This window comes from Pantoea sp. UBA5923 (assembly GCF_002431095.1).
GTDB classification, from domain to species: domain Bacteria; phylum Pseudomonadota; class Gammaproteobacteria; order Enterobacterales; family Enterobacteriaceae; genus Pantoea; species Pantoea piersonii.
Map to the genome: position 1 here is coordinate 1 of NZ_DJDN01000006.1, position 21,868 is coordinate 21,868.

Annotated in this window: 18 protein-coding genes and 1 pseudogene; 12 read left to right on the forward strand and 7 right to left on the reverse strand. The window is 57.7% G+C overall.

What is annotated here, in order from left to right; translation table 11 throughout:
• The 6 genes and pseudogenes from narH to B3797_RS00690 all read left to right on the forward strand — a co-directional run.
• Window positions 1–280 (forward strand): annotated as a pseudogene (gene narH, locus B3797_RS00665) (nitrate reductase subunit beta); the annotation flags it as partial.
• Window positions 280–969 (forward strand): nitrate reductase molybdenum cofactor assembly chaperone, encoded by a 690-nt coding sequence (gene narJ / locus B3797_RS00670; RefSeq protein ID WP_311790087.1) that lies wholly within the window; start codon window positions 280–282, stop codon window positions 967–969. The pseudogene narH and the gene narJ, both read left to right, overlap by 1 nt.
• Window positions 966–1,646 (forward strand): respiratory nitrate reductase subunit gamma, encoded by a 681-nt coding sequence (gene narI, locus B3797_RS00675; RefSeq protein WP_311783721.1) that lies wholly within the window; start codon window positions 966–968, stop codon window positions 1,644–1,646. The genes narJ and narI overlap by 4 nt, the downstream gene beginning before the upstream one ends.
• 221 nt (window positions 1,647–1,867) lie before the next feature.
• Window positions 1,868–2,611: a YoaK family protein gene (locus B3797_RS00680; RefSeq protein ID WP_311790088.1), complete on the forward strand. Its 744-nt coding sequence runs from the start codon at window positions 1,868–1,870 to the stop codon at window positions 2,609–2,611.
• Between the two features lie 153 nt (window positions 2,612–2,764).
• A complete protein-coding gene (locus B3797_RS00685) occupies window positions 2,765–3,166 on the forward strand; it encodes an SRPBCC family protein (RefSeq protein WP_311790089.1) in 402 nt (133 codons plus the stop codon).
• A 12-nt stretch (window positions 3,167–3,178) separates the two neighbouring features.
• Window positions 3,179–4,729 (forward strand): UbiD family decarboxylase, encoded by a 1,551-nt coding sequence (locus B3797_RS00690; RefSeq protein WP_311790090.1) that lies wholly within the window; start codon window positions 3,179–3,181, stop codon window positions 4,727–4,729.
• Window positions 4,730–4,791: 62 nt separating this feature from the next.
• Here the strand turns inward: B3797_RS00690 and B3797_RS00695 are convergent, their stop codons facing one another.
• The 3 genes from B3797_RS00695 to B3797_RS00705 all read right to left on the reverse strand — a co-directional run bounded on the left by B3797_RS00695 (window position 4,792) and on the right by B3797_RS00705 (window position 8,984).
• On the reverse strand, window positions 4,792–6,258 hold the full coding sequence (locus tag B3797_RS00695; protein WP_311783632.1) for an aspartate aminotransferase family protein: 1,467 nt from the start codon (window positions 6,256–6,258) through the stop codon (window positions 4,792–4,794).
• A gap of 16 nt (window positions 6,259–6,274) precedes the next feature.
• The gene (locus B3797_RS00700) at window positions 6,275–7,657 is read right to left on the reverse strand and encodes a diaminobutyrate--2-oxoglutarate transaminase (RefSeq protein ID WP_311783633.1); all 1,383 of its coding nucleotides are present in this window, start codon (window positions 7,655–7,657) and stop codon (window positions 6,275–6,277) included.
• A gap of 442 nt (window positions 7,658–8,099) precedes the next feature.
• Complete coding sequence (locus B3797_RS00705) at window positions 8,100–8,984, reverse strand: LysR substrate-binding domain-containing protein (RefSeq protein ID WP_311790091.1); 885 nt, start codon at window positions 8,982–8,984, stop codon at window positions 8,100–8,102.
• A 98-nt stretch (window positions 8,985–9,082) separates the two neighbouring features.
• Here B3797_RS00705 and B3797_RS00710 point away from each other — a divergent pair, with 98 nt between their 5' ends.
• The 4 genes from B3797_RS00710 to B3797_RS00725 all read left to right on the forward strand — a co-directional run bounded on the left by B3797_RS00710 (window position 9,083) and on the right by B3797_RS00725 (window position 12,737).
• Window positions 9,083–9,415 carry a carboxymuconolactone decarboxylase family protein gene (locus tag B3797_RS00710; protein ID WP_311790092.1) on the forward strand — a complete coding sequence of 111 codons (333 nt, stop codon included), beginning with the start codon at window positions 9,083–9,085 and terminating at the stop codon, window positions 9,413–9,415.
• Entirely contained in the window at window positions 9,406–9,795 is a 390-nt protein-coding gene (locus B3797_RS00715; protein ID WP_311790093.1) for a tautomerase family protein, read from the forward strand. The genes B3797_RS00710 and B3797_RS00715 overlap by 10 nt, the downstream gene beginning before the upstream one ends.
• Window positions 9,792–10,319 (forward strand): DUF4865 family protein, encoded by a 528-nt coding sequence (locus B3797_RS00720; protein WP_311790094.1) that lies wholly within the window; start codon window positions 9,792–9,794, stop codon window positions 10,317–10,319. The genes B3797_RS00715 and B3797_RS00720 overlap by 4 nt, the downstream gene beginning before the upstream one ends.
• Window positions 10,320–10,412: 93 nt before the next feature.
• Window positions 10,413–12,737, forward strand: a complete 2,325-nt coding sequence (locus B3797_RS00725; protein WP_311790095.1) for an FdhF/YdeP family oxidoreductase — start codon at window positions 10,413–10,415, stop codon at window positions 12,735–12,737.
• A 24-nt stretch (window positions 12,738–12,761) separates the two neighbouring features.
• On the opposite strand, the gene B3797_RS00730 is transcribed toward B3797_RS00725, so the two are convergent.
• Window positions 12,762–13,625: an aldo/keto reductase family oxidoreductase gene (locus tag B3797_RS00730; protein ID WP_311783639.1), complete on the reverse strand. Its 864-nt coding sequence runs from the start codon at window positions 13,623–13,625 to the stop codon at window positions 12,762–12,764.
• Between the two features lie 96 nt (window positions 13,626–13,721).
• Entirely contained in the window at window positions 13,722–14,480 is a 759-nt protein-coding gene (locus B3797_RS00735; protein WP_311783640.1) for a hypothetical protein, read from the reverse strand.
• Window positions 14,481–14,804: 324 nt separating this feature from the next.
• Here B3797_RS00735 and B3797_RS00740 point away from each other — a divergent pair, with 324 nt between their 5' ends.
• A complete protein-coding gene (locus B3797_RS00740; RefSeq protein WP_311790096.1) occupies window positions 14,805–16,352 on the forward strand; it encodes a sensor domain-containing diguanylate cyclase in 1,548 nt (515 codons plus the stop codon).
• Window positions 16,353–16,355: 3 nt separating this feature from the next.
• Here the strand turns inward: B3797_RS00740 and B3797_RS00745 are convergent, their stop codons facing one another.
• Together B3797_RS00745 and fliD are read right to left on the reverse strand one after the other, a co-directional pair.
• On the reverse strand, window positions 16,356–18,872 hold the full coding sequence (locus B3797_RS00745) for a bifunctional diguanylate cyclase/phosphodiesterase (protein ID WP_311790097.1): 2,517 nt from the start codon (window positions 18,870–18,872) through the stop codon (window positions 16,356–16,358).
• Between the two features lie 215 nt (window positions 18,873–19,087).
• Window positions 19,088–20,497: a flagellar filament capping protein FliD gene (fliD, locus tag B3797_RS00750; protein WP_311790098.1), complete on the reverse strand. Its 1,410-nt coding sequence runs from the start codon at window positions 20,495–20,497 to the stop codon at window positions 19,088–19,090.
• Between the two features lie 214 nt (window positions 20,498–20,711).
• Here fliD and B3797_RS00755 point away from each other — a divergent pair.
• A partial coding sequence (locus B3797_RS00755) for a methyl-accepting chemotaxis protein (RefSeq protein ID WP_311790099.1) occupies window positions 20,712–21,868 on the forward strand: 1,157 nt, incomplete at its 3' end.

Here is a 21,868-nt window from a genome sequence, read left to right on the forward strand (position 1 = left end):
GAGCGTGGAAGGCGTGACCGACACGCGCGCCATTGAAGAGGTGGGTCTGAGCGAGGCGCAGGTAGAGGAGATGTATCGCTACCTGGCGATCGCTAACTACGAAGACCGCTTCGTGATCCCCACCAGCCATCGCGAACTGGCACGCGAAGCCTTCCCGGAGCGCAACGGCTGCGGCTTTACCTTTGGCGACGGCTGCCACGGCAGCGACACCAAATTTAACCTGTTCAACAGCCGCCGTATTGACGCGATCAATATCGGCGATAAAGCGGGAGGCGAATAATGGCGCTGATTAAAATTGTCGCCCTGCTGCTGGAGTATCCCGACGAGGCGCTCTGGCAGCTGCAGGACGACGTTCGCGAACCGGTCAGCGCGCAGGATCCGGCGCTGCTGCCCTTTATTGACCGCTACTTCGCCACGCCGCCGCTGGATATGCAGGCGGAATGGTGCGCGCTGTTCGAACGCGGCCGCGCGACCTCGCTGCTGCTGTTTGAGCATGTGCATGCGGAGTCGCGCGATCGCGGTCAGGCGATGGTCGATCTGATGGCGCAGTATGAGCGCGCCGGACTGGAGCTGGACTGCCGCGAACTGCCGGATTACCTGCCACTCTATCTGGAGTATCTCAGCCTGCAGCCGGAGGCTGAGGCGCAGCAGGGACTGCTGGATGTTGCGCCGATCCTGGCGCTGATCGGCGGGCGCCTGAAAGAGCGCGGCAGCGACTTCAGCGCCTTATTCGATACGCTGCTGAGGGTGGCGAACAGCCCGCTGAGCAGCGAAAGCGTGGCGGCTCAGGTCGCCAGCGAGACGCGTGACGATACGCCCGCCGCGATGGATGCGGTCTGGGAAGAGGAGCAGGTGAAGTTTATGGATAACAACGCCTGCGACGGCTCGGCGCAACAGCAACATCAGCGGCGTTTTCGCGACGAAACCGCGCCGCAATATCTCGATCTCTCCGCTGGAGGAACAGCCTGATGCACTATTTAAACGTGTTGTTCTTTGATATTTACCCTTATCTGTGCGGCACCATCTTCCTTGTCGGAAGCTGGCTGCGTTATGACTACGGTCAGTACACCTGGCGCGCCTCATCCAGCCAGATGCTGGATAAAAAGGGTATGCGCTTCGCCTCGAACGTGTTTCATATCGGCATTCTCGGCATCTTCTTCGGCCACCTGTTTGGCCTGCTGACGCCGCACTGGATGTATGAACCGTTCCTTGCCATCGCCACCAAGCAGAAAATCGCCATGGGCGCGGGCGGCGTTTTCGGCATTATGACGCTGGTCGGCGGCTTCCTGCTGCTGAAGCGTCGTCTGCTTAACCCGCGCATCCGCGCCACCTCAACACGCGCCGATATTGTCATCATCGGCATCCTGGTGGTGCAGTGTACGCTGGGCCTGACCTCGATCCTCTTCTCTATGCAGCACCTCGACGGCGTGGGCATGATGAAGCTGGTCGGCTGGGCGCAGGCGATTGTGACCTTCCAGGGTAACGCCTCGCACTGGCTGGATGGGGTAGAGTGGATTTACCGCGTGCACCTGATCCTTGGTATGACGATCTTCCTGGTGTTTCCCTTCACGCGTCTGGTTCACGTCTGGAGCGCGCCGGTGGAATACTTCACGCGCCGGTATCAGGTGGTAAGAGCCCGTCGCTAAGCGTTACCTTCAGCGCCAGCCATTTCTGCGGCTGGCGCACTATTGCTCCCGCCGCTGATTGACATTTTCTTAACGCTGTCGCGTCTTTACAGTAACTGAGATAACGCCGCTTTTTTTAATTTAATTAACATTTTTATTAACTCCTTTTAGTTTCATACTGTGACAAGGATCGCTTCCCTCCCTACGCTTAATCTCAGGCATTAATAAAAGGTGAAGCGTGCATGTTGATAAAAATGAAGCGAGAGCGATCGCATACTGAAGACCGTTATCTTGCTGTCTGGCTGGCGACGGCGGCTGGTGTGCTGAATGCCATGGCGTTAGGCGCATTTGGTTTTTTTCCCTCTCATATGTCGGGCAATACCTCTCAGCTCTCCAGCGAAGTGAATAACAGCGATCTGCGCGATCTCACTTTTCTCGGCTGCCTGCTGCTTGCCTTTGTCGCGGGTGCGGTAACAGCGCGGCTGGCGGTTATCGCCGGTCTTAAACACAATCTGCGCACCATATTCTGCCAGGTGCTGGCGGTGGAAGGGGTGGCGCTGCTCTGTCTGTCGCTGTTCGAAATCTTTTTCTACTCCTCCGGCAATAACCGTGAAGTGCTGGTGCTGCTGGGTTTTCTGATGGGCGTGCACAATTCCACTTCGACGCAGTTATCTAACGGCCGCGTGCGCGCCACCCACATTACCGGCACCCTGACCGATGCGGGCATCTCGCTGGCGTCGGTGCTGAGCGCTATGCTGCGGCGCGATCCGTCGAAAAACGCGCACGCGCAAAAGAAGCAGTTAAAAACGCACCTGACAACCATCTTTTCGTTTCTGGGCGGCGGCATCGCCGGGCTGTGGCTGTTTCGACTGGCGGGCTTTCACGCCATGGCTGCGCTGGGCGCGACGCTTATTCTGCTGGCGCTCTCCTCTATGGCACTGACCCTGATAAAAGTAAGAAGAACCGCTTTCGCTGTAAGACGCTGATCCTTCCTGGCGAATAACCGGTAAGCATACATCAGGATTTTTGTTACATATCAATACGTAACTCTGACGGACGCAACTGATGACCTGCCTATACTTTCATCAGTTGCGCATCCTGCTTACCGGCCCGTCAGGGCCTCTTCCTGCGAGGTTATTATGATCACGCTTCATCACGCGATTAAGATCGCCGCACCGCGCCCGGCGGTATACGCTGCACTGACCGATATCGAACAGATGGCCGCCTGGCATGCGGGCGAAATTAAAGGGAAAATTGCCGAAGGTGAAATCCTGACGCTGCGCCCAAAACCGGAAACCCACTTTAGCTGGCGCACAGAGACGCTTGAGCAAGACAAACGCATTGTCCAGACCTCGCTGATTGAAACCGACAGCCACGCCGGAAAGATCCTCTCTTTTCAGCTCTCCGATCTAGAAGAAGGCCGCACGCTGGTTGCGCTCACGCATGGCGAATGGGCCGTGGACGATCCGCACCTGCCGTTTTGCAACACCTACTGGGGAGAAGTGCTGTTTCAGCTAAAAACGTATCTGGAAACCGCTTAAGGAGAAGCTGCTATGCCACAGAAAAAACCCACCACCTGGCACCTGGTCAAACCCGGTGAATCGCATCCGCAGGGCTGGAAAGTGCCGCCGGTTAACGATCTGCGTTCCGCTATTGAACTGCTAAAAACCCTGCCGGGGCACTATATTGAAACCGATCGCGAGGTTGACCCGAATGCTGAACTGGCGGGCGTTTATCGCTATATCGGCGCAGGCGGTACCGTGATGCGCCCGACGCGCATCGGCCCGGCGATGACCTTCAATAAGATTAAGGGCTTTCCCGACGCGCGTGTGCTGGTGGGATTGATGGCGAGCCGCGAGCGCGTCAGCGCGCTGCTGGGCGCGCCGGTGCGCGAACTGGGCATACAGATGGCGGAAGCGCGCAAGAACGTGACGCCGCCGGTGATGGTCGATAAGGCCCAGGCGCCCTGTCAGGAGGTGGTTTATCGCGCCGAGGATGAGGGTTTCGATCTGCGCAAGATCCTGCCCGCGCCGACTAACACCAGTGAAGATGCCGGCCCCTATTTCTGCCTGGGGCTGGTGCTCGGCAGCGATCCTGACGATCGCGATAACGCAGACGTCACCATTCATCGTCTCTGCGTACAGAGCAAAGATGAGCTTTCTATCTTCTTCGCGCCGGGACGTCATATCGACGCTTTCCGTCAGAAAGCAGAGGCGGCAGGCAAACCGCTGCCGGTGTCGATCAATATGGGGCTGGACCCGGCTATCTACATCGGCGCGGAGTTTGAAGCGCCAACCACGCCGTTCGGATTCAACGAACTGTGCGTAGCGGGCGGCCTGCGCGGCAAGCCGGTGGAGCTGGTAGAGTGCCTGAGCGTTAACCAGCGGGCGATTGCGCGCGCTGAGGTGGTGATAGAAGGGGAGATCCTGCCGGGCGTGCGCGTCAAAGAGGATCAAAACAGCCAGACCGGCAAGGCGATGCCGGAGTTCCCTGGCTATACCGGTGAAGCTAATCCCGCGCTGCCGGTTATCAAAGTGAAGGCGATCACCACGCGGCGCAATCCCATCCTGCAAACCCTGGTAGGGCCGGGCGAAGAGCACGTCAGCCTGGCGGGGATCCCGACCGAGGCGAGCATTCATATTGAATGCGAAGACGCGCTGCCGGGACTGGTGAAAAACGTTTATGCGCACAGCGCAGGCGGCGGTAAGTTCCTGGCGGTGCTACAGGTGCAAAAACGCAACGCAGGGGACGACGGCATGACGCGGCAGGCGGCGCTGATTGCGCTGGCGGTCTACCGGGAGTTGAAAAACGTGATTCTGGTGGATGAGGATGTCGATCTCTTCGACACCGATGATGTGCTCTGGGCGATGCAGACGCGCTATGTCGGCGATCTCGATACCCTGTTTGTGCCGGGCGTCGCGGGCCATGTTCTCGATCCGTCGCAGCAGCCGTTCTACGACCCGCGCCTGACGGCAAAAGGTACCACCAGCAAAACTATCTTTGACTGCACTGTGCCTTATCATCTGAAAGCGCACTTTATCCGCGCGCAGTTTAAAGAGGTCGATCCCAGCCTGTGGGCGCCGGAGCTGTTCGGTAAGGAATAATCCTGAGGCAATAAAAAAGCCGGTAACGAGCGTTACCGGCTTTCGCTTTCAGCATCTGGGGGTTAGCCCACCAGCGGCTTCGCGGTTTTCTCCACCAGCGCCAGCAGGACTTTAATATCCTCCAGCGTCACGGTCGGGTTAAGCAGCGTCAGCTTCAGGCAGGTTACGCCGTTGTGCTCGGTCACGCCTACGTTGGCGCGGCCCGATTCCAGCAGCGCGTCGCCGATACGCTGGTTAAGCAGTGCGGTTTCGGCGAGATCGCGGCAGCCCGTTTCCGGGTGGAAGCGGAACAGCACGCTCGCCAGCTGCGGCTTCATTACCAGCTCCAGCAGCGGATGCGCGCTGATATATTTCGCGACCTGCTGCGCCAGCGTAACGCCGTGATCGATAATCGCCGCGTACTGCTTCTGTCCCAGCGCTTCCAGACCCATCCACAGTTTCAGCGCGTCGAAACGGCGCGTGGTCTGCAGAGATTTGGAAACCAGATTCGGCACGCCCGCCTCTTCGTCGAACTCAGAGTTGAGGTAGGCCGCCTGATAGCGCATCAGCTCATAGTTCGCCGCATCTTTCAGCAGGAACGCACCGCAGCTGATGGTCTGGAAATACTGCTTGTGGAAGTCGAGCGTAACGGAGTCCACCAGCTCAAGGCCGTCCAGATAGTCGCGGTATTTTTCCGACAGCAGCAGCGCGCCGCCCCATGCCGCATCGACGTGTACCCAGATATTGTTTTGGGCCGCCAGCGCGGCGATGTCGCGCAGCGGATCGATCGCGCCGGCATCAGTGGTGCCTGCGGTAGCGACAATCGCCAGGATCTGCTCGCCGTTGGCTTTCGCCTGGGCGATTTTTTCCGCCAGATCGGTGACGTCCATACGGGCGTATTCGTCGGTTTTCACCTGGGTGACGCACTGGTAACCCAGGCCGAGCAGCGCCATATTCTTCTGCACAGAGAAGTGGGCGTTTTCGGAACAGAACACCTTCAGCTTACGCAGGTCGCCAACCAGGCCATCCTGCTGCACTGAGTGGCCCTGACGCGCGAAAAAGGCGTCGCGCGCCAGCATCAGGCCCATCAGGTTGCTCTGGGTGCCGCCGCTGGTAAACACGCCCGCATCGCCCGCTTCATAGCCAACCTGGGCGCGCAGCCACTCGATCAGCTTCATCTCGATGATGGTGGCCGACGGGCTCTGATCCCAGGAGTCCATGCTCTGGTTGGTGGCGTTAATCAGCACTTCCGCCGCCTGGCTAACCACCAGGCTCGGGCAGTGCAGGTGCGCCACGCACTGCGGATGATGTACCGCCAGGCTGTCTTTCAGGAAGAACTCGACCGCGCGCTCGATGGCGGCCTGGTTGCCCAGGCCGGTCGGGTTGAAGTCCAGCGCGATACGCTCGCGCAGTTCAGCGACGGTTTTACCCTGATACATCTCAGGCTGCTTCAGCCACTCGACGACCGCTTTGCTGCTCTGCTCAATCACCTGCTGGTAGGCTTCGATGCTCTGCGCCGAACCCGCGAGGATCGGATTTAATTCTGACATTTTAATCCCGCTCCACTTAAACCGGCTTAACGCCAGCGGCCAGCAGCGCCTGCTCGAACTTGTCGAGGAACACTTCCAGCTCCTGATTGGTAATCAGCAGGGAAGGCAGCAGACGCAGCACGCAGCCGTGACGACCACCGCGCTCAAGGATCAGGCCAGATTCGAAGCACTTCTTCTGCAGCAGCGCAGAGAGGTCGCCGTCCGCCGGATAGCAGCCCAGCTGATCTTTAGCTTCGTTCGGCTTAACGATCTCGATACCGATCATCAGACCCAGACCGCGTACGTGACCGATAACCGGGAAACGCTTCTGCATTTCGGCCAGTTTGCCTTTCAGCCACTCGCCTTGCTGCGCCACTTTATCAGCGATGTTCTGCTCTTTAAGGATCTTCAGCGTGGTCAGGCCGGTCGCCATCGCCAGCTGGTTGCCGCGGAACGTACCGGTATGGTGGCCCGGCGCCCAGGCGTCGAACTGCTTTTTAATGCCGAGTACGGCCAGCGGCAGGCCGCCGCCAACGGCTTTAGACATCACGATGATATCGGGCTGAATGCCTGCGTGTTCGAAAGCGAAGAACTTGCCGGTACGCGCGAAGCCCGCCTGCACTTCATCGATGATCAGCAGAATGCCGTGTTCTTCGGTCACTTTACGGATGCGCTGCAGCCACTCGGCCGGTGCCGGGTTCACGCCGCCTTCGCCCTGAACGGCTTCCAGGATCACCGCCGCAGGTTTGCGCACGCCGCTTTCCACGTCGTTGATCAGGTTTTCGAAGTAGTAGGTCAGCGCTTTCACGCCCGCTTCGCCGCCAATGCCCAGCGGGCAGCGGTAGAGGTGCGGATAAGGCATAAACTGCACTTCCGGCATCATGCCGTTTACCGCTTCTTTCGGCGACAGGTTACCCGTTACCGAGAGCGCGCCGTGAGTCATACCGTGGTAGCCGCCAGAGAAAGCGATCACGCCGGAACGGCCGGTCGCTTTTTTCGCCAGCTTGATCGCCGCCTCAACGGCGTCTGCGCCGGACGGACCGGTAAACTGCAGCTTGTACTCTTTACCCTGACCTGGCAGCAGAGACAGCAGGTATTCAGAGAACGCATCTTTTAACGGCGTTGTCAGATCGAGAGTATGTAACGGCAAGCCGCTGGTAATGACATTTTGGATGCTCTGCAATACGTCAGGATGATTATGACCCAGCGCCAGCGTACCCGCGCCTGCCAGGCAGTCGAGGTACTCTTTATTGTCGGCGTCGGTAATCCATACGCCTTTAGCCTGGGTAATCGCTAACGGTAACTTGCGGGGATAACTTCTGACGTTTGATTCGAACTCAGCCTGACGGGCCAAATAGGTTTCATTGTTTGCGTTTGAAGTGGCATCTAAAGAATCAATACGGACTTTATCCGTCATCATATCTCTCCTACAACCGAGGCAATCGCGTGTGCCGCAGTTGAATAAATGTAAAAAAACGGGTTACCTGATTTTAGGCGCGGCCAATATAGAGCTTTTGCGATTCGGGCTCAATCTTTTATTTTGTTTAGATTTGTTTTCGCTTATTTAAAAACGATCCTTTAAGGGGGCGCTGCCGACAGGGAAAGCATGCGCGAGCCTTATGACGCCTGTGTTAAAGCGATGTGACGGCGTAGCGGCCAGCGGCTTTTCAACGACGGTAAAAAAGCGTAACCGAAGAAGAAACAGGCAATTAAATGCCTTTTTTGTTGATGTTATAAACAAAAGAGCCGCTGAAAATTATCACTACGTAAATTAAACTGCTGCGCAAAGGTTAAGTTATATAAAAGGCTTAACCTTACGTGCGGGAAACATATTTAAACCAAATTGTTTGCAGGAGGAAACTTTAACGCAGCAGTGAAGGAACCAGCGCAGCGGAAACGGAATCGTGCAGCACGCGTTGCGCCTCAGGATTCAGGCTGCGGTTTTGCCACAGGGTAATACCGATACGACCCGCCGCAGGCAGAGTCGCCTCGACGATTCGCAGATTGCGCGGCAGGCCGATGGGCGATCGCAGCGTAATGCCTAAACCGGCCTGAACAGCCGCCCAGATACCGCTGAGGCTCGGGCTGGTAAAGACGACGCGCCACGCGATGCCGGCGCGATCCAGCGCGGCGATGGCGCGGGTGCGCATCTGGCAGGGCGCATCAAACATCACCAGCGGTAATGGTTCGCCACTCTCCAGTAACATCTTTACCTCTGTCTGCGGCGAGGCGATCCATACCAGCGGACACTCTCCTAAAAACTCACTTTCATCGAGCGCCTCTTCAGGTTGCCACAGCAGCGCGATATCCACCTGTTTCTCCGTCGCTGCCTGGCGCAGCGCGCGGTTGCGGTCAATACGCGCGGTGATGCTGAGTCCCGGATGCTGCTGAGTCAGCTGACTTAACAGCCCCGGCATTAAGGATTCTCCAAAATCCTCCTGCATAGCGATACGCAGCTCACCCTGCAGCATTTCACCGCGAACGGCGCGTTGGGCTTCGTCATTCAGCGCCAGCAGGCGGCGCGCATAGCTCAGCAAAATCTCGCCGCTGGGCGTGAGCGCGAGCTTGCGGCCTTGCTTCACCACCAGCCCGGCGCCGCACTGCATTTCCAGCTTTTTTAGCTGCGCGCTGACGGCAGAGGTAGAACGACAAAGCCGCTCGGCGGCCAGCGCGAAACTGCCGTATTCGATGCCCGCCACGAAGCTGCGCAGCGCATCCATATCCAGAGAGAGCGGGATTTTGTTCATAGCGTCCTGAAAATCGGGATTAACCGTCTTGAATAATTCGATTTTCAGGATAGTAGCAGAAGGCGACACTGACGCTGAACAATAAATAAGGAGCGGCAATGAATAAAACCATTGATAGAGAGACCCTTACGCAGGCGTCGCCCAAACTGGCTGAAATCACGCAAGACCTGCTGTTCGGCGATATCTGGCAGCGAGGCATTCTGACGCCGCGCGAGCGCAGCCTGATAACGCTGGCATGTCTGGCTGCGCTGGGGCGGGAGAAGCAGCTTCCCTGGCATATCCGCTTCGCCGCAGAAAACGGGGTAAGCCGTAGCGAAATGAGTGAAGCCTTTACCCATCTGGCTTTCTATGCCGGCTGGCCTGCCGCCGTGACTGCGCTGCACCATCTGTCAAAGGACGAACTGCCAGAGGAGGAAAGCCCATGCCGCTGACCCGCATCACGCTTCATGAGGACGTCAGCGCATCCCGCATCGCGTTGATTTCAGACATCCTGCATAACACGCTGGTGGAGGCTTTCGACGTCCCTGAGCAAGATCGCTTTCAGATTGTGGAAAAGCTGCCCGCGGCGCAGCGTATTTATGACAAACATTATCTGAGCGGCACGCGCAGTGACGATTTCATCCTCTTTACGCTGCTGGCAGGCAGACCGCGTTCGGCGGCGCAGAAGGCTGACTTCTGCCGGACGCTGGCGCAGCGGCTGGCGCAGCAGCTGCACATCGCTGCTGACGACATCATGGTGATTATCCAGTTCAACACCGCGAGCGACTGGAGTTTCAGCAACGGCATAATGCTTTCCCAGGAGGCGCTATGATTCTGATGCAATACCGTTTCACGCTGCCGGCAGACTACGACATGGACATTATTGAGCGGCGCATCGCTGAAAACGGCGCGAAGCTTGATGGCTTCCCCGATCTGGTATTTAAAGCTTTTCTCTATGCGCGGCGCGACTTCGGCGCAAAGGAGAACCGTTACGCGCCGCTCTATCTCTGGCGCGATACCGCTGGAATAACGCAGTTTTTACAAAGCGCCGGTTTCGCCAGGCTGGCACAGGATTTTGGCTGGCCCGCTATCCTTACCTGGCTGGGGGTGAAAACGCCACCGATCGAGACGCTGCGCGATGCGCGCTTTGCCGCGCTGCGGCCTGTGCCGGTGGCCCCCTATAGCGACCTGAGCGCATTGGATCTGGATGCGGCGCTGGTGGGCTGGGATATTTCGGGCCAGTCATTGCTTCAGGTCGATTTCGCCAGCGAGATGCCGGTAGTGCCGGGCGACGTCTATCGTATCGGCTACCTGGCCTGTGGCGACCCTGTTATACGAAACGCGGTAACATCCTGAAAGAAAAAAATTAACATCTTTAGCTTTGCCACCGCCGCAGTCGCAGCCTGCTCGCCTACGCTAAAAAGGTTTAGCACTGGAGAGCAACGTCATATGAAACATCAAAACAGAAATATTGGTATTGCGCCTTATGGCGGTTCGGCAGGTGGCTGGGGCGCGCTGAAAGCGGTAGCGGATGCGATTCGCGGTCAGATGTCGGTTAAGCAGGATGTGATAGCGCTCTTTAAAGTTAACCAGCCGGAAGGATTCGACTGTCCGGGCTGCGCCTGGCCCGACCCACAGCACCGCTCCTCATTTGAATTTTGCGAAAACGGCGCCAAAGCGGTCTCCTGGGAAGCGACCAGCAAGCGCACCACGCCGGAATTTTTCGCCGCCCATACCGTTAGCGAGCTGTGGCATCGCAACGCCTTTGAGCTGGAAGGCGAGGGGCGACTGACGCACCCGATGAAATATGACCCAGCCAGCGATACCTACCAGCCCATCGAATGGGAAACCGCCTTTAACGAGATCGGCGCGCTGCTGCGAAGCTATGAAGATCCCGACAGCGTAGAATTTTATACCTCAGGTCGTGCATCCAATGAAGCGGCCTTCCTCTGGCAGCTGTTCGCTCGCGAATATGGCACCAATAACTTCCCCGACTGCTCAAATATGTGCCATGAACCGACCAGCGTCGGGCTGCCGCAATCAATCGGCGTGGGCAAAGGCACCGTCGAGCTGGAAGATTTCAACCACTGTGATTTAGTGCTCTGTATTGGCCATAACCCAGGCACTAACCACCCGCGCATGCTGGCGACGCTGCGCGACGTCTCGAAACGCGGCAAAACGATTGTAGCGATCAATCCGCTGCGCGAGCGCGGCCTGGAGCGTTTTACCTCGCCGCAAAGCCCGATCGAGATGTTGTCGATGGGTTCGACGCAGCTGGCATCCACCTATTATAAAGTCCGCGTCGGCGGCGATGCCGCGATGCTGAAGGGCGTTATGAAGTGCCTGCTGGCGATGCATGAAAAGGCGCTGGCAGCAGGCGAGCCGGGCGTGCTGGATGAGAGCTTTATCAGCGAACATACCGAAGGCTTTGAGGCGCTGAAGGCGGACCTTGAGGCGACCGACTGGTCGCATATCCTGAAAGTCTCCGGCATGGAGCTTGAAGAGATCCAAAATATCGCGCATCTCTACGCCGAGGCGGAAAACACCATCATCTGTTACGGCATGGGCATTACCCAGCACCAGTACGGCACGCAGAACGTTCAGCAGATCGCCAACCTGCTGCTGATGCGCGGCAATATCGGCAAGCGCGGCGCAGGCATCTGTCCGTTACGCGGTCACTCCAACGTTCAGGGAGACCGTACCGTCGGCATTACCGAAATCCCGCCGCAGTGGATGCTGGACAATATTGAAAAAGTATTTGGATTCAAGCCGCCGCAGAAACATGGACACGGCGCGGTCGCCGCCATCCAGGCGATGCGCGACGGCAAAGCCAAAGCGCTGCTCTGCCTGGGCGGCAACCTGGCGGAGGCGATCTCCGATCCGCAGGTGACGTTCGAGGCGATGCGCAAGCTCGACCTGGTGGTGCATATGGCGACCAAGCTTAATCGTTCGCATCTGCTGCTCGGCAAGCATAACTATCTGTTCCCGGTGCTGGGCCGCACCGAAATCGACCGGCAGGCATCAGGCGAGCAGAGCGTGACGGTAGAGGATTCTATGTCGATGGTGCACGCCTCGCGCGGCACGCTGAAACCCGCCTCGCCCTATCTGAAATCGGAACCGGCGCTGGTCGCCTCGCTGGCGAAAGCCACGCTGCGCAATTCGCGCGTTGACTGGGATAAGATGATTGGCGACTACAGCTTTATCCGCGACGCTATTGAGGCGGTTATCCCTGGATTCGATGACTTCAACAACCGCGTGATGACGCCGGGCGGTTTCCGCCTGCCGGTGGCGGCCTCGCAGCGTAAATGGCTGACGCCGAGCGGCAAGGCGCAGTTTAAGGTGATGCAGGGGATCAATGAAGATCCGCGCTCGCTGAAGTGCCACGATCTGGTGCTGACGACGCTGCGCAGCCACGATCAGTACAACACGACCCTCTATGGCCTTAACGACCGCTATCGCGGCGTGACCGGCCGTCGCGATGTGCTGTTTATGGCGGCGGACGAAGCGGAAAAACGTCAGTTCCGCGTCGGTGATAAAGTGAATATGGTGGCGCTCGATCCTGACGGCAACCGCACAGAGCGTCGGCTCGATAACCTTACCGTGGTGGTCTATGACATGGCCCCCGGCTCGGTTGCGGCTTACTACCCGGAAGCCAACGTTATGGTGCCGCTCGACAGCCATGATACCGAGAGCGGTATTCCGGCTTATAAGAGCATTCCGGTCGAGCTGGAGCTGTGTGAGGAGCCTGCCGAGACCTCAGGCGCGCTCCGGTAACAATAAAAAGGCCGCGCAAGCGGCCTATTTTTTACCTATACCATTCAGTATTTCCAGCGCATCGTCGGGCAGCGTCAGCTGCGCCGCCGCCAGATTCTCCCGCAAATGCTCAGGCGACGAGGTGCCGGGGATCAGCAGAATATTGGGCGAACGTTGCAGCAGCCAGGCAAGCGCCACCTGCATCGGCGTGGCGTTAAGCTGCTGCGCCACCTGGGTCAGCTGAGTGGACTGCAACGGTGTGAAGCCGCCGAGCGGAAAGAAGGGCACATAGGGAATGCCCTGCGCGGCGAGCCTGTCGATAAGGGCATCATCCTCGCGATTAGCAAGATTATAGAGATTCTGCACGCAGGCGATCTCAGTCAACTGCTGCGCCTCTTCCACCTGACGCGCGGTGACGTTGCTCAGCCCGATATGCCGAATCACTCCTTGCTCTTTTAATTCAATCAGCGCGTTAAGCTGCGGCGTCAGCGAGCCTTCCGCCGGTTTCTGCGGGTTGATCATGCTGCGCAGGTTCACCACTTCAAGCACGCCGAGATCGAGATTGCGCAGGTTGTCTTCCACCGCGCTAACCAGTTCGTCAGGTGAAAACGCGGGCAGCCAGCCCCCTTTGTCATCGCGTCGTGCGCCAACTTTAGTGACGATAATCAGATCTTCAGGATAGGGGTGCAGCGCCTTTTTGATCAGCTGATTGGTCAGATGCGGGCCGTAAAAATCGCTGGTGTCGATGTGACGCACGCCCGCCGCGATGGCATCGCGCAGCACCTGTATCGCACGCGCCTCGTCTTTGGGCGGGCCAAAAACGCCTGGCCCGGCTAACTGCATCGCGCCGTAGCCCACGCGGCCGACCTCATCATCGCCAAGACGATAGCGAAGGGAAACCTGAGACATAATAACCTCCTGGTGAAAGGGACTCAGTAAGTGTAATCGGTACAGCCTGATTCAGCGTCTGAAGATAACGGCGGGTAAAAGAGGGAAGGCGGCCGCTCAGGCGACCGCGGGCACTTGCGGATAGAGATGGTGAACGCGGCGATCGGGGCCGCAGAGCAAGACCGGATGGCCTTTGTCCAGATGCGTCATATAGTGCTGATACATCACCTCCGTCAGGCCGGCGCCGCACCATAAAAGGTGATGCTGGTGAGAAGAGGCGGGCTGATGGACGGCGCTAAAGGGACGGACTTCGACGCAGAAGCCCTGGCTGCTCAGCCTGATCGCCTCCAGCCAGATCTCCGTCTTATTTTGTTCGCTCACGTTTTCCAGCAGCAGCGGGACGGAGGACGCGCGCATGGCGTTACGTATTGCGCTACGCGCATGGGCGACAATCAGATGGTGAAAGCGCTCTCTGCGTCGGCCTGCGCCCGCGCGCGTGTCGTCGCGCAGCCACTGATTAAGCGGCAGCAGAAGCTGTAAAACGAAATCGTCGCCGGTAAAGTTACTGGAGAGCTTGCGCAGTAACACGTTCAGCGACTGCTCGCTGCCATATTCCAGCTGCCAGAGCATATCGCCACGTCGCGCCGCCCAGCCGCCGGTACGCAGCGGGCGCTCGCTTTGCTTCGCGGCCCTGATCTCGCGGATGGTGGCGCCCTGACTGGTAAGTCGCGTCATATCCAGCACGTCCTGAAGCTGCGCCTCAGACCATTCGTTACCGGATGCGTATTTATTGATGAATCCGCTACGATACCAGCGCTTCAGATTAAGAAGAGCGGCTCCCGATATTGCGCAGATAGTTTCAGATGAATAGGTCATATGCTGTCCTTGAACGGAGAGCGAATAGCCACCGCTTCGTACAGTGGATGAATATCCAGTCTGAACCTCTCGCCGCGAAATTAATACAGCATAAAATATTGTTTTACTTACCGTTTGGCTTTTTGAGACAGTGGTGTCCTTTGGAATTAGCGACTTAGCCGCTAATGGAGTGAAATGTGAATATTTTATTTAAGCCGCTGATTTTCACCTTACGGAAGCAATACGCCGCGCCCTGACCGCCAACCCGCGGAAGCCCGCTCTGCTTACTGCGCGTTACGGCTTCTGTATGCTTAACTTATCAGACGTATTTCAAAGAGGCGGGACATGAAACTTAAAAGGAGAAGCGACCGGGCGACATCGTTAAATCGCTCGCTGCCCAGAAGCATCGCGCTGGCAGGTCTGGTGCTCACGCTGGCGGTAATGGGGCTTAACCTCTGGACAATGCGTGAAGCCTGGCGTGATACCGTTATTCAGGCTGAACAGATGGCGGTAAACCTTTCTGTATCCCAGGCGCGTCAGGCGGATGACACCATATTACAGACGGAGCTCTCCTTGCGTCAGGTTCAGCATCAGCTGATGAGCGAGATGGCGACCGGCGTTGACAACGCTGCGCTCAGCCATACCATGCAGGAGCTGGCGAGCCGACTGCCGCAGCTACACGGTCTCTTTTATTACAGCGCAGATGGCAAATGGCTCGCTACCTCCGCGCGGCAAATCCCTAAGGGGATTAATAACGCCGATCGCGAATATTTCGCCTTTCACCGCACTAATCCGCGCGACAGCGTGCATATTGGCCCGGTAATTCGCAGCCGCAGTACCGGCGAGCTGGTGATTCCGGTTTCGCTGCGCGTTAACGATGTTTCAGGCGGGTTCAACGGTATATTGCTTGCCACCATTCGGGTCGACTATTTTCGTCACTACTACAGCTACTATGAGCTGGGCCCGCAGGATGTGCTGGTGCTGATGCTGGCGGACAGTACGGTGCTCTATGCGAGGCCGATGCCCGACAGCTTTATCGGCAAAAACCTCTCATCCAGCCATCTTTTTCAGGCGATGCTCGCCAGCTCGGATAAGGGAAGCGGCCAGTGGCGGGCGGCGCTGGACGGCATGGCGCGTATTTTCGGTTTTGCCCGCTCCGAGCGCTATGGGCTGGTGGTGGCAGCAGGCTACGATAAACACGATTTGCTGAAAAAGTGGCTTAAAGGACAGGTTGAATATGTGATGTTCGATCTGGCGCTGCTGGCGGGGATAATGCTGCTCGGTGCCTATATTCTGGGCCAGGCGAGACGTAGCCTGCGTTATCAGCAGGAGCTGACTCGCCTGCGCGATGAGCTGACGGCGGCTAATCTGTCGCTGGAAAATCTGGCGCACGCCGACGGCCTGACCGGGCTGGCGAATCGTCGCCAGTTTGATCTGTTCTTACAGCAAAGCCTGCTCGACGCGGCGGAAAAGAATCAGCAGGTATCGCTGATCCTGATGGATATCGACTATTTCAAGCGCTACAACGACACCTATGGCCATGTCGCTGGCGATGCTTGTCTGAAGGCGGTTGCCAGCGCCCTGAAAGCGCTGCCGCTGCGCAGCACCGACAAGGTAGCAAGATATGGCGGCGAAGAGTTTGCCATTATCCTGCCGGGCGCGACGGGGCAGGATGCGCTGAATATCGCCAGCGCGGCGGTAAAGGCGGTCAGCGCGCGCAATATTCCGCATGACTCCTCTTCCATCGCCGCCCATGTCACCCTGAGCGCAGGATGCGCCACTTTTCTGCCGGAAAAAGATCGCCCGGAGCCGCAGGCGCTGATCGAGCAGGCGGACGAGGCGCTCTATCTGGCGAAACACAGCGGACGCAACCAGGCGAGGCGCTGCGCATAACCGCTAGGAAGCTGTCGGCGCGGCGCAGTAGCTTTCTGCAATCTGCGCCAGCGGCTGAGGTTTCCCGATGTAATAACCCTGCAGGCCGTCGCACTCCATCTCCTGAAGCTGTTCCATCTGGCAGGCGGTTTCGACGCCCTCTGCGGTGATGCTCAGCGAGTAGGCTTTGCCTAGTCCCACCATGTTCTGGACAATCTCTCGCGCCTGCGAGGAGTCGTTAAGCGGAAAGATAAACGATTTATCAATCTTGATGCCGTCGAACGGGAAGGTGCGCAGATAGTTTAGCGAGGCATAGCCGGTGCCGAAATCGTCAATCAGAAACTTCACGCCCAGCGCCTTGATCGCCTGCATAATCTCCAGAGTGGTTTCCGGATCCTGTAGCATGGCGCTCTCCGTCACCTCGATCTCCAGGCGGCTGCTCGGCAGTCCCGTCGCATCCAGCGCGGCGCGGATGCGCCTCGGCAAACCTTTATCGCTGAATTCCACTGCGGAGAGGTTAACCGATACCGTCAGTCCCGGCAGCTCGCGGTGCGTATCCTCGCAGGCCCGCAGCAGCACCCAGTCGCTCAGCGCGCTGATCAGGCCGGTCTCCTCCGCCAGCGGAATAAATTGATCGGGCATCAGCACGCCGTGTTGCTTATGGTGCCAGCGCACCAGCGCCTCGACGGCATTGACGCGGGCGGTGCGTACATCGTAGCGCGGCTGCCAGGCGAGCCGGAGCTGATCGCTGTGGATCGCTTCGCGCAGCTCACGCTCCATCTCGCGCCGCTGCACAATCTTTTCTCCCATATCGCGCTGATAAAAGACCCAGTTATTGCGTCCGGTGTTTTTCGCTTTATAGAGCGCGATATCCGCATAGCGCAGCAGATCGCCGGGGTCGGTGCCATCCTGCGGCGCCAGCGCGATGCCCAGACTGGCACCGATAAAGACTTCGCCGTCGTGAATGGCGAACGGCTGATTGATTTGGGTAATAATGCGGCTGCAAAGCTCGCTAATCTCTTCGCGGGTATGAATGTCAGAGACCAGCATAACAAACTCATCGCCGCCAAGACGGGCGGTCATGCCTGCATCTTTCAGGCAGGCGTTAAAGCGCGCGGAGACCTCATGCAGTACGCTGTCGCCTGCGGCATGGCCGTAGAGATCGTTGACCGGTTTAAATTTGTCCAGGTCGATCATAATCACTGCCAGTGGTCGGTCGCTATGCAGCACGCCGTTGAGTTTGCCCGCCAGACAGGCGTTCATCTGCGCGCGGTTGGGCAAGCCGGTCAGCTCATCAAACTGCGAAAGGTAGCGAACGCGCGCTTCCGCCTCCACCTCCAGCGTGACGTCGGTAGCGGTGCCGCGATAGCCCTCTTTACCCTGTGCCAGCGTTACGGGCCGCAGCGTCAGATTGCAGAAGCGAATATGGTGCTGCGCGGAGCGGTAACGACAGCGCAACAGCGTCAGCGGCTCGCCGGGCTGCTCCCGCTGCGTCAGCCGCTGCAGCAGATCCTCATCGTCAAGCAAAAAGGCGTGCAGCGGCTGGTGCAGCCAGTCCTGGCTGTGGTAGCCGGTTACGGCGGGAAAGCGTCCGGATATCCAGGTAAAGCGCAGCTGCGCATCCGCTTCCCAGATCCAGTCGGTGGTGCTCTCCGCCACGTCGCGAAAGCGCTGTTCGCTGGCGGCAAGCGCCTGCTGGCTCTGTTCCAGCAGAAAGGTGCTGACGTCGCTGTTGCGCGCCTTGCGTAGCGCGTTGCGCATGAGCATAGCGGCGGAAAAAAAGGTGGCGCACATCATCAGCACCAGCAGCGGCAGCAGCCAGGTGAGCAGCGCGCCGCCGGGATTATCGCTTTGCCACTTTAGCGTGACTGCGCCGCCCAGCGCCGGGATGCGGTAGCGGTCGCTCTCCTCTGCGTCGCTGACCAGCGCGTCGGCATAGCGGAGATTTTCAACGCCATACTCTGCGCCCAGGCTCTGCAACTTTTCAGGCGTCAGGCGATCGACAAAAATCATCACCGAAGGCGGCCCCGCGACTTCCGCAACGCTACGATCGCCTCCGGGAGTGATCCAGGAAGCGCCGACTAGCGCAACCTGGCCGCGCGAACGCACCAGGCAGGCGATCGCCTTTCCGCCGCTCTGCTGTAGCCGCTGCTTCAGGTCGTTGAGTGGATCCTGTCCCAGCCACGCCTGAAAATCTTCTTGCTGCAGCGCGCCGTTGAGCACGCTGTAACGGGTCTGGTCATCGGGCGCAATCACAAATACCCCCTCATAGCCGAAAGTACGAAACATCGATCTGCCCAGGTTCTGGTTGCGCCAGGCCCAGTCAAGATTAAGGGTACGGTGCAGGTTGTTATAGGCTTCGCCCCAGTCAGCATTATCGCTCAGGTGAAAGCGCATACTCTCTTCCTGGCTGGCGAAGGCTCTTTCCAGCAGCAGCCCGCTGCGATGATCCGCTTTATCGTTCAGATCGTCCGCTATCCAGAGCAGCGCGGTCAGCGCGGCGAAGAAAGAGAGGCCGAGCAGAACCAGCATAATTATCATCGGTTTCCTGACCAGGCCGCGAGCGCGTCCGTCAGAGGATGGGTGAAGAGCATAAGAAGTCATAAGTGTCGCCACGCCAGAAAAAGTCGAAAAAAATGTATTCCATATACATCTCTCTCTTATCGGCAGCAAAGGCACTGGACTATAGCGCTGAGGTAAACGAAATGTGACAACAGAGGAGTCCGGCCGCTGCGCGGGCCGGACGCAAACGTAAGTTACTTATCGTTTTTAGACTGGTTTTCGAACTGTTGAGTAAGATAGGAGCTGGTATTGTTCAGCACGCTCATCATCTTATCCAGATTGGTGAACTGCGTTTTATAACGCGCAATGGTCGCGTCGATTTTCTTGCTGGCCTGATTGTATTGATCGGTCAGCTGATTCAGCTTCTTACTGATGCTGTCGGTCGCGCTCTGCAACGCCCCCTTGCTGTTGAGAATGGCGGTCATGCTGTTTGCCAGACCGGTAGCGATACCGCTTTTCTTACCGTCCCCGGTGAAAATATCGCGCATCGCCTCCGGCTTCACCGACAGCATGTTGCCCAGCTTGTCGGCATCCAGTTTAAGCTTGCCGGTAGTAGGGTCAGAAGTAATGCCTGTCTGCGACAGGGTTTTATAGGTCGCCGAACCCGAACCGTTGGCGAGAATGCCTTTCAACTGCGTCTGAATAAGACGTAACGTGCCGTCGCCCAGCAGCGCGCCGTTTTTCGTATCCTGATCTTTGCCTGCATCGACCGGCGTATATTTGGTCAGGGTCGACATCGTATCCTGCAAACTGTTGTAAGCAGTGACCCAGTCGCTGATGGCGGTTTTGGCTTTTGAGGTGTCGCTGACGACGCTCAGGGTCTGATTGCCGCTGGTGATGTCGTGCAGCTTCAGGGTCAGTCCCTCAACGGCGTCGCTGATAACGTTGCTGCTGCTTTCAATATGGACGTTATTGATGGTCAGGCTGGCATTTTGCGCCGCCACATTCTGCTGCATGCCGCTGGCGCTCGCCGCCGGGCCAAAACCGATAAAGTCCTGTAGCGTATTGTCGCCTTCAACGCTAATCGCCTTCACTGCATGGCCGGTACCGGTCTGGGTAGAGGTAATCGACAGGCGATAGCTGGCGTCCGATACGCGAATAATGCTGGCGCTGACGCCGGCGTTCGCCTTGTTAATGGTGTCGCGCAGCGCAGTCAGGGAGGTTTGATCTTGCGTCAGGGTGATGCTTGTCTCTTTCCCGTCCTCCGACAGGATCTTCAGCGTGCGGCTTGCCGCATCGCTGCCCACCGACGATTTAATATCGCCTTTCGCCGCGCTGGTCAGGGTTTGCGCCTGCGCCAGCTGCGTCACGCTGATGCTGTACTTACCGGCGACCGCGCTGCCGTTTGAGTCGGCGCTAAAGGCGGTCGAGCTGCTTGATGTGGTGGTTTGAGTGTAAAGACCCGCTTCCTGTAGCTTGCTGTTAGCCGTCTGAAAAGCCTGTACGGCGGTTTTCAGCGTGCCGTAGGCGGAAAGCCTGGCGGTAGCCGCGGATTGCTGCTTTGAAACCGGGGCAAGTACTTGTTTTTCCGCGCTAGTAAGCTTGTCCAGTATATCGCTTAGCTTGAGTCCTGAGCCAATGCCTAATGTAGAGACGCCTGCCATATCACTTCCTTTTGGTAATAGTCGCTTACATCCGTTATCGACAGACTTACTTAAAACTTAAATTATTTTGTGAAAATCCTTACGAAATGCTTACAGAGGCGCAGAGCGAGGCGGGGTAATTTAATTAATTAAAGCCGGACTGGTGCCGATGATAAGGAAGCTAAACCCTGCCTGAACGCATAAGGTCAGGGGCGCTTACCTTATGGAGACCAGGATGAACATCACCCAACGCCTGCTGTTGGCATTCTCGCTGCTGTTTGGCGCGATTATTTTACAGGCCATACTGGCTATCTCTCTGCTGTCCGGCTTTCAGGATCGCTTTGAATATGTCCAGGCCAACGCTATTCCCTCAATTAAAGATGTCGGGAAAATGATCGATGAGGGCAATCAGCTGGCGCTGACGCTCTATAAGCATCAGATCCAGACCGACGATGGGAAGTTTGCCGATGTGGAAAAGACGATTAGCGCACAGCTGGCGCAGCTCAAATCGCAGATCGATTACTACATGACGAACGACATTTCCAACGACGAAGATAAACGGCTGACTAATCTCGCCTATGAACATCTTCGTACCATTAACGATCGTCTGCCTGCATTTCTCGCTGCCTCGCATGCGCATCAGAATGCGGTAAGCGTAGGGCTGATTGAGGGAAGCGATGGCGTCGGCGCGGCTATCCGCGAGATGATTGCCGATTATCAGAAACAGCTGACGCTGAATATCGACATCAGTAACCAGCTGCGCGATACCAACCGCAGCCTGTTTAAAAACGTATTGTGGGCGACCATCGGCGGCGTTATCGCCACTGTGGTGCTGTTCGGCCTCTTTTCGGCCTTCACTATTTTGCGCATTCGCCGCAGCCTGTCAGCAATGGGCAAGGTGATGGCGAGCGCCAGCGAAAACCTTGACCTGACGCTGAACGCCGATGAGAGCCGTCGCGATGAAATTGGCAATATGGCGCGCGCCTTTAACCATTTGATGCAGCGCGTCTCCTCGGCGCTGGTCTCGGTCAACCAGGCGTCGCAGTCGGTCAGCAGCGCCTCGGTGCAGATCTCCGCAGGCAATGAAGATCTTTCTTCGCGCACCGAGCAGCAGGCGGCGTCGCTGGAGCAGACGGCGGCCAGCATGACTGAACTGAGCGAAACTGTGCGCCAGACCGCGGATAATACGCGTCAGGCGAGTCAGCTGGCGGCCAATGCCAGCAGCCTCTCTGAGAAGAGCGGCGAGTCGCTGACCACGATGCTGGCGACGATGGATAACATCCGCGGCAGCTCGCGCAAGGTAAACGAGATCGTTTCCATGATTGAAGGCATCGCGTTCCAGACCAATATTCTGGCGCTGAACGCGGCGGTAGAAGCGGCGCGCGCAGGCGA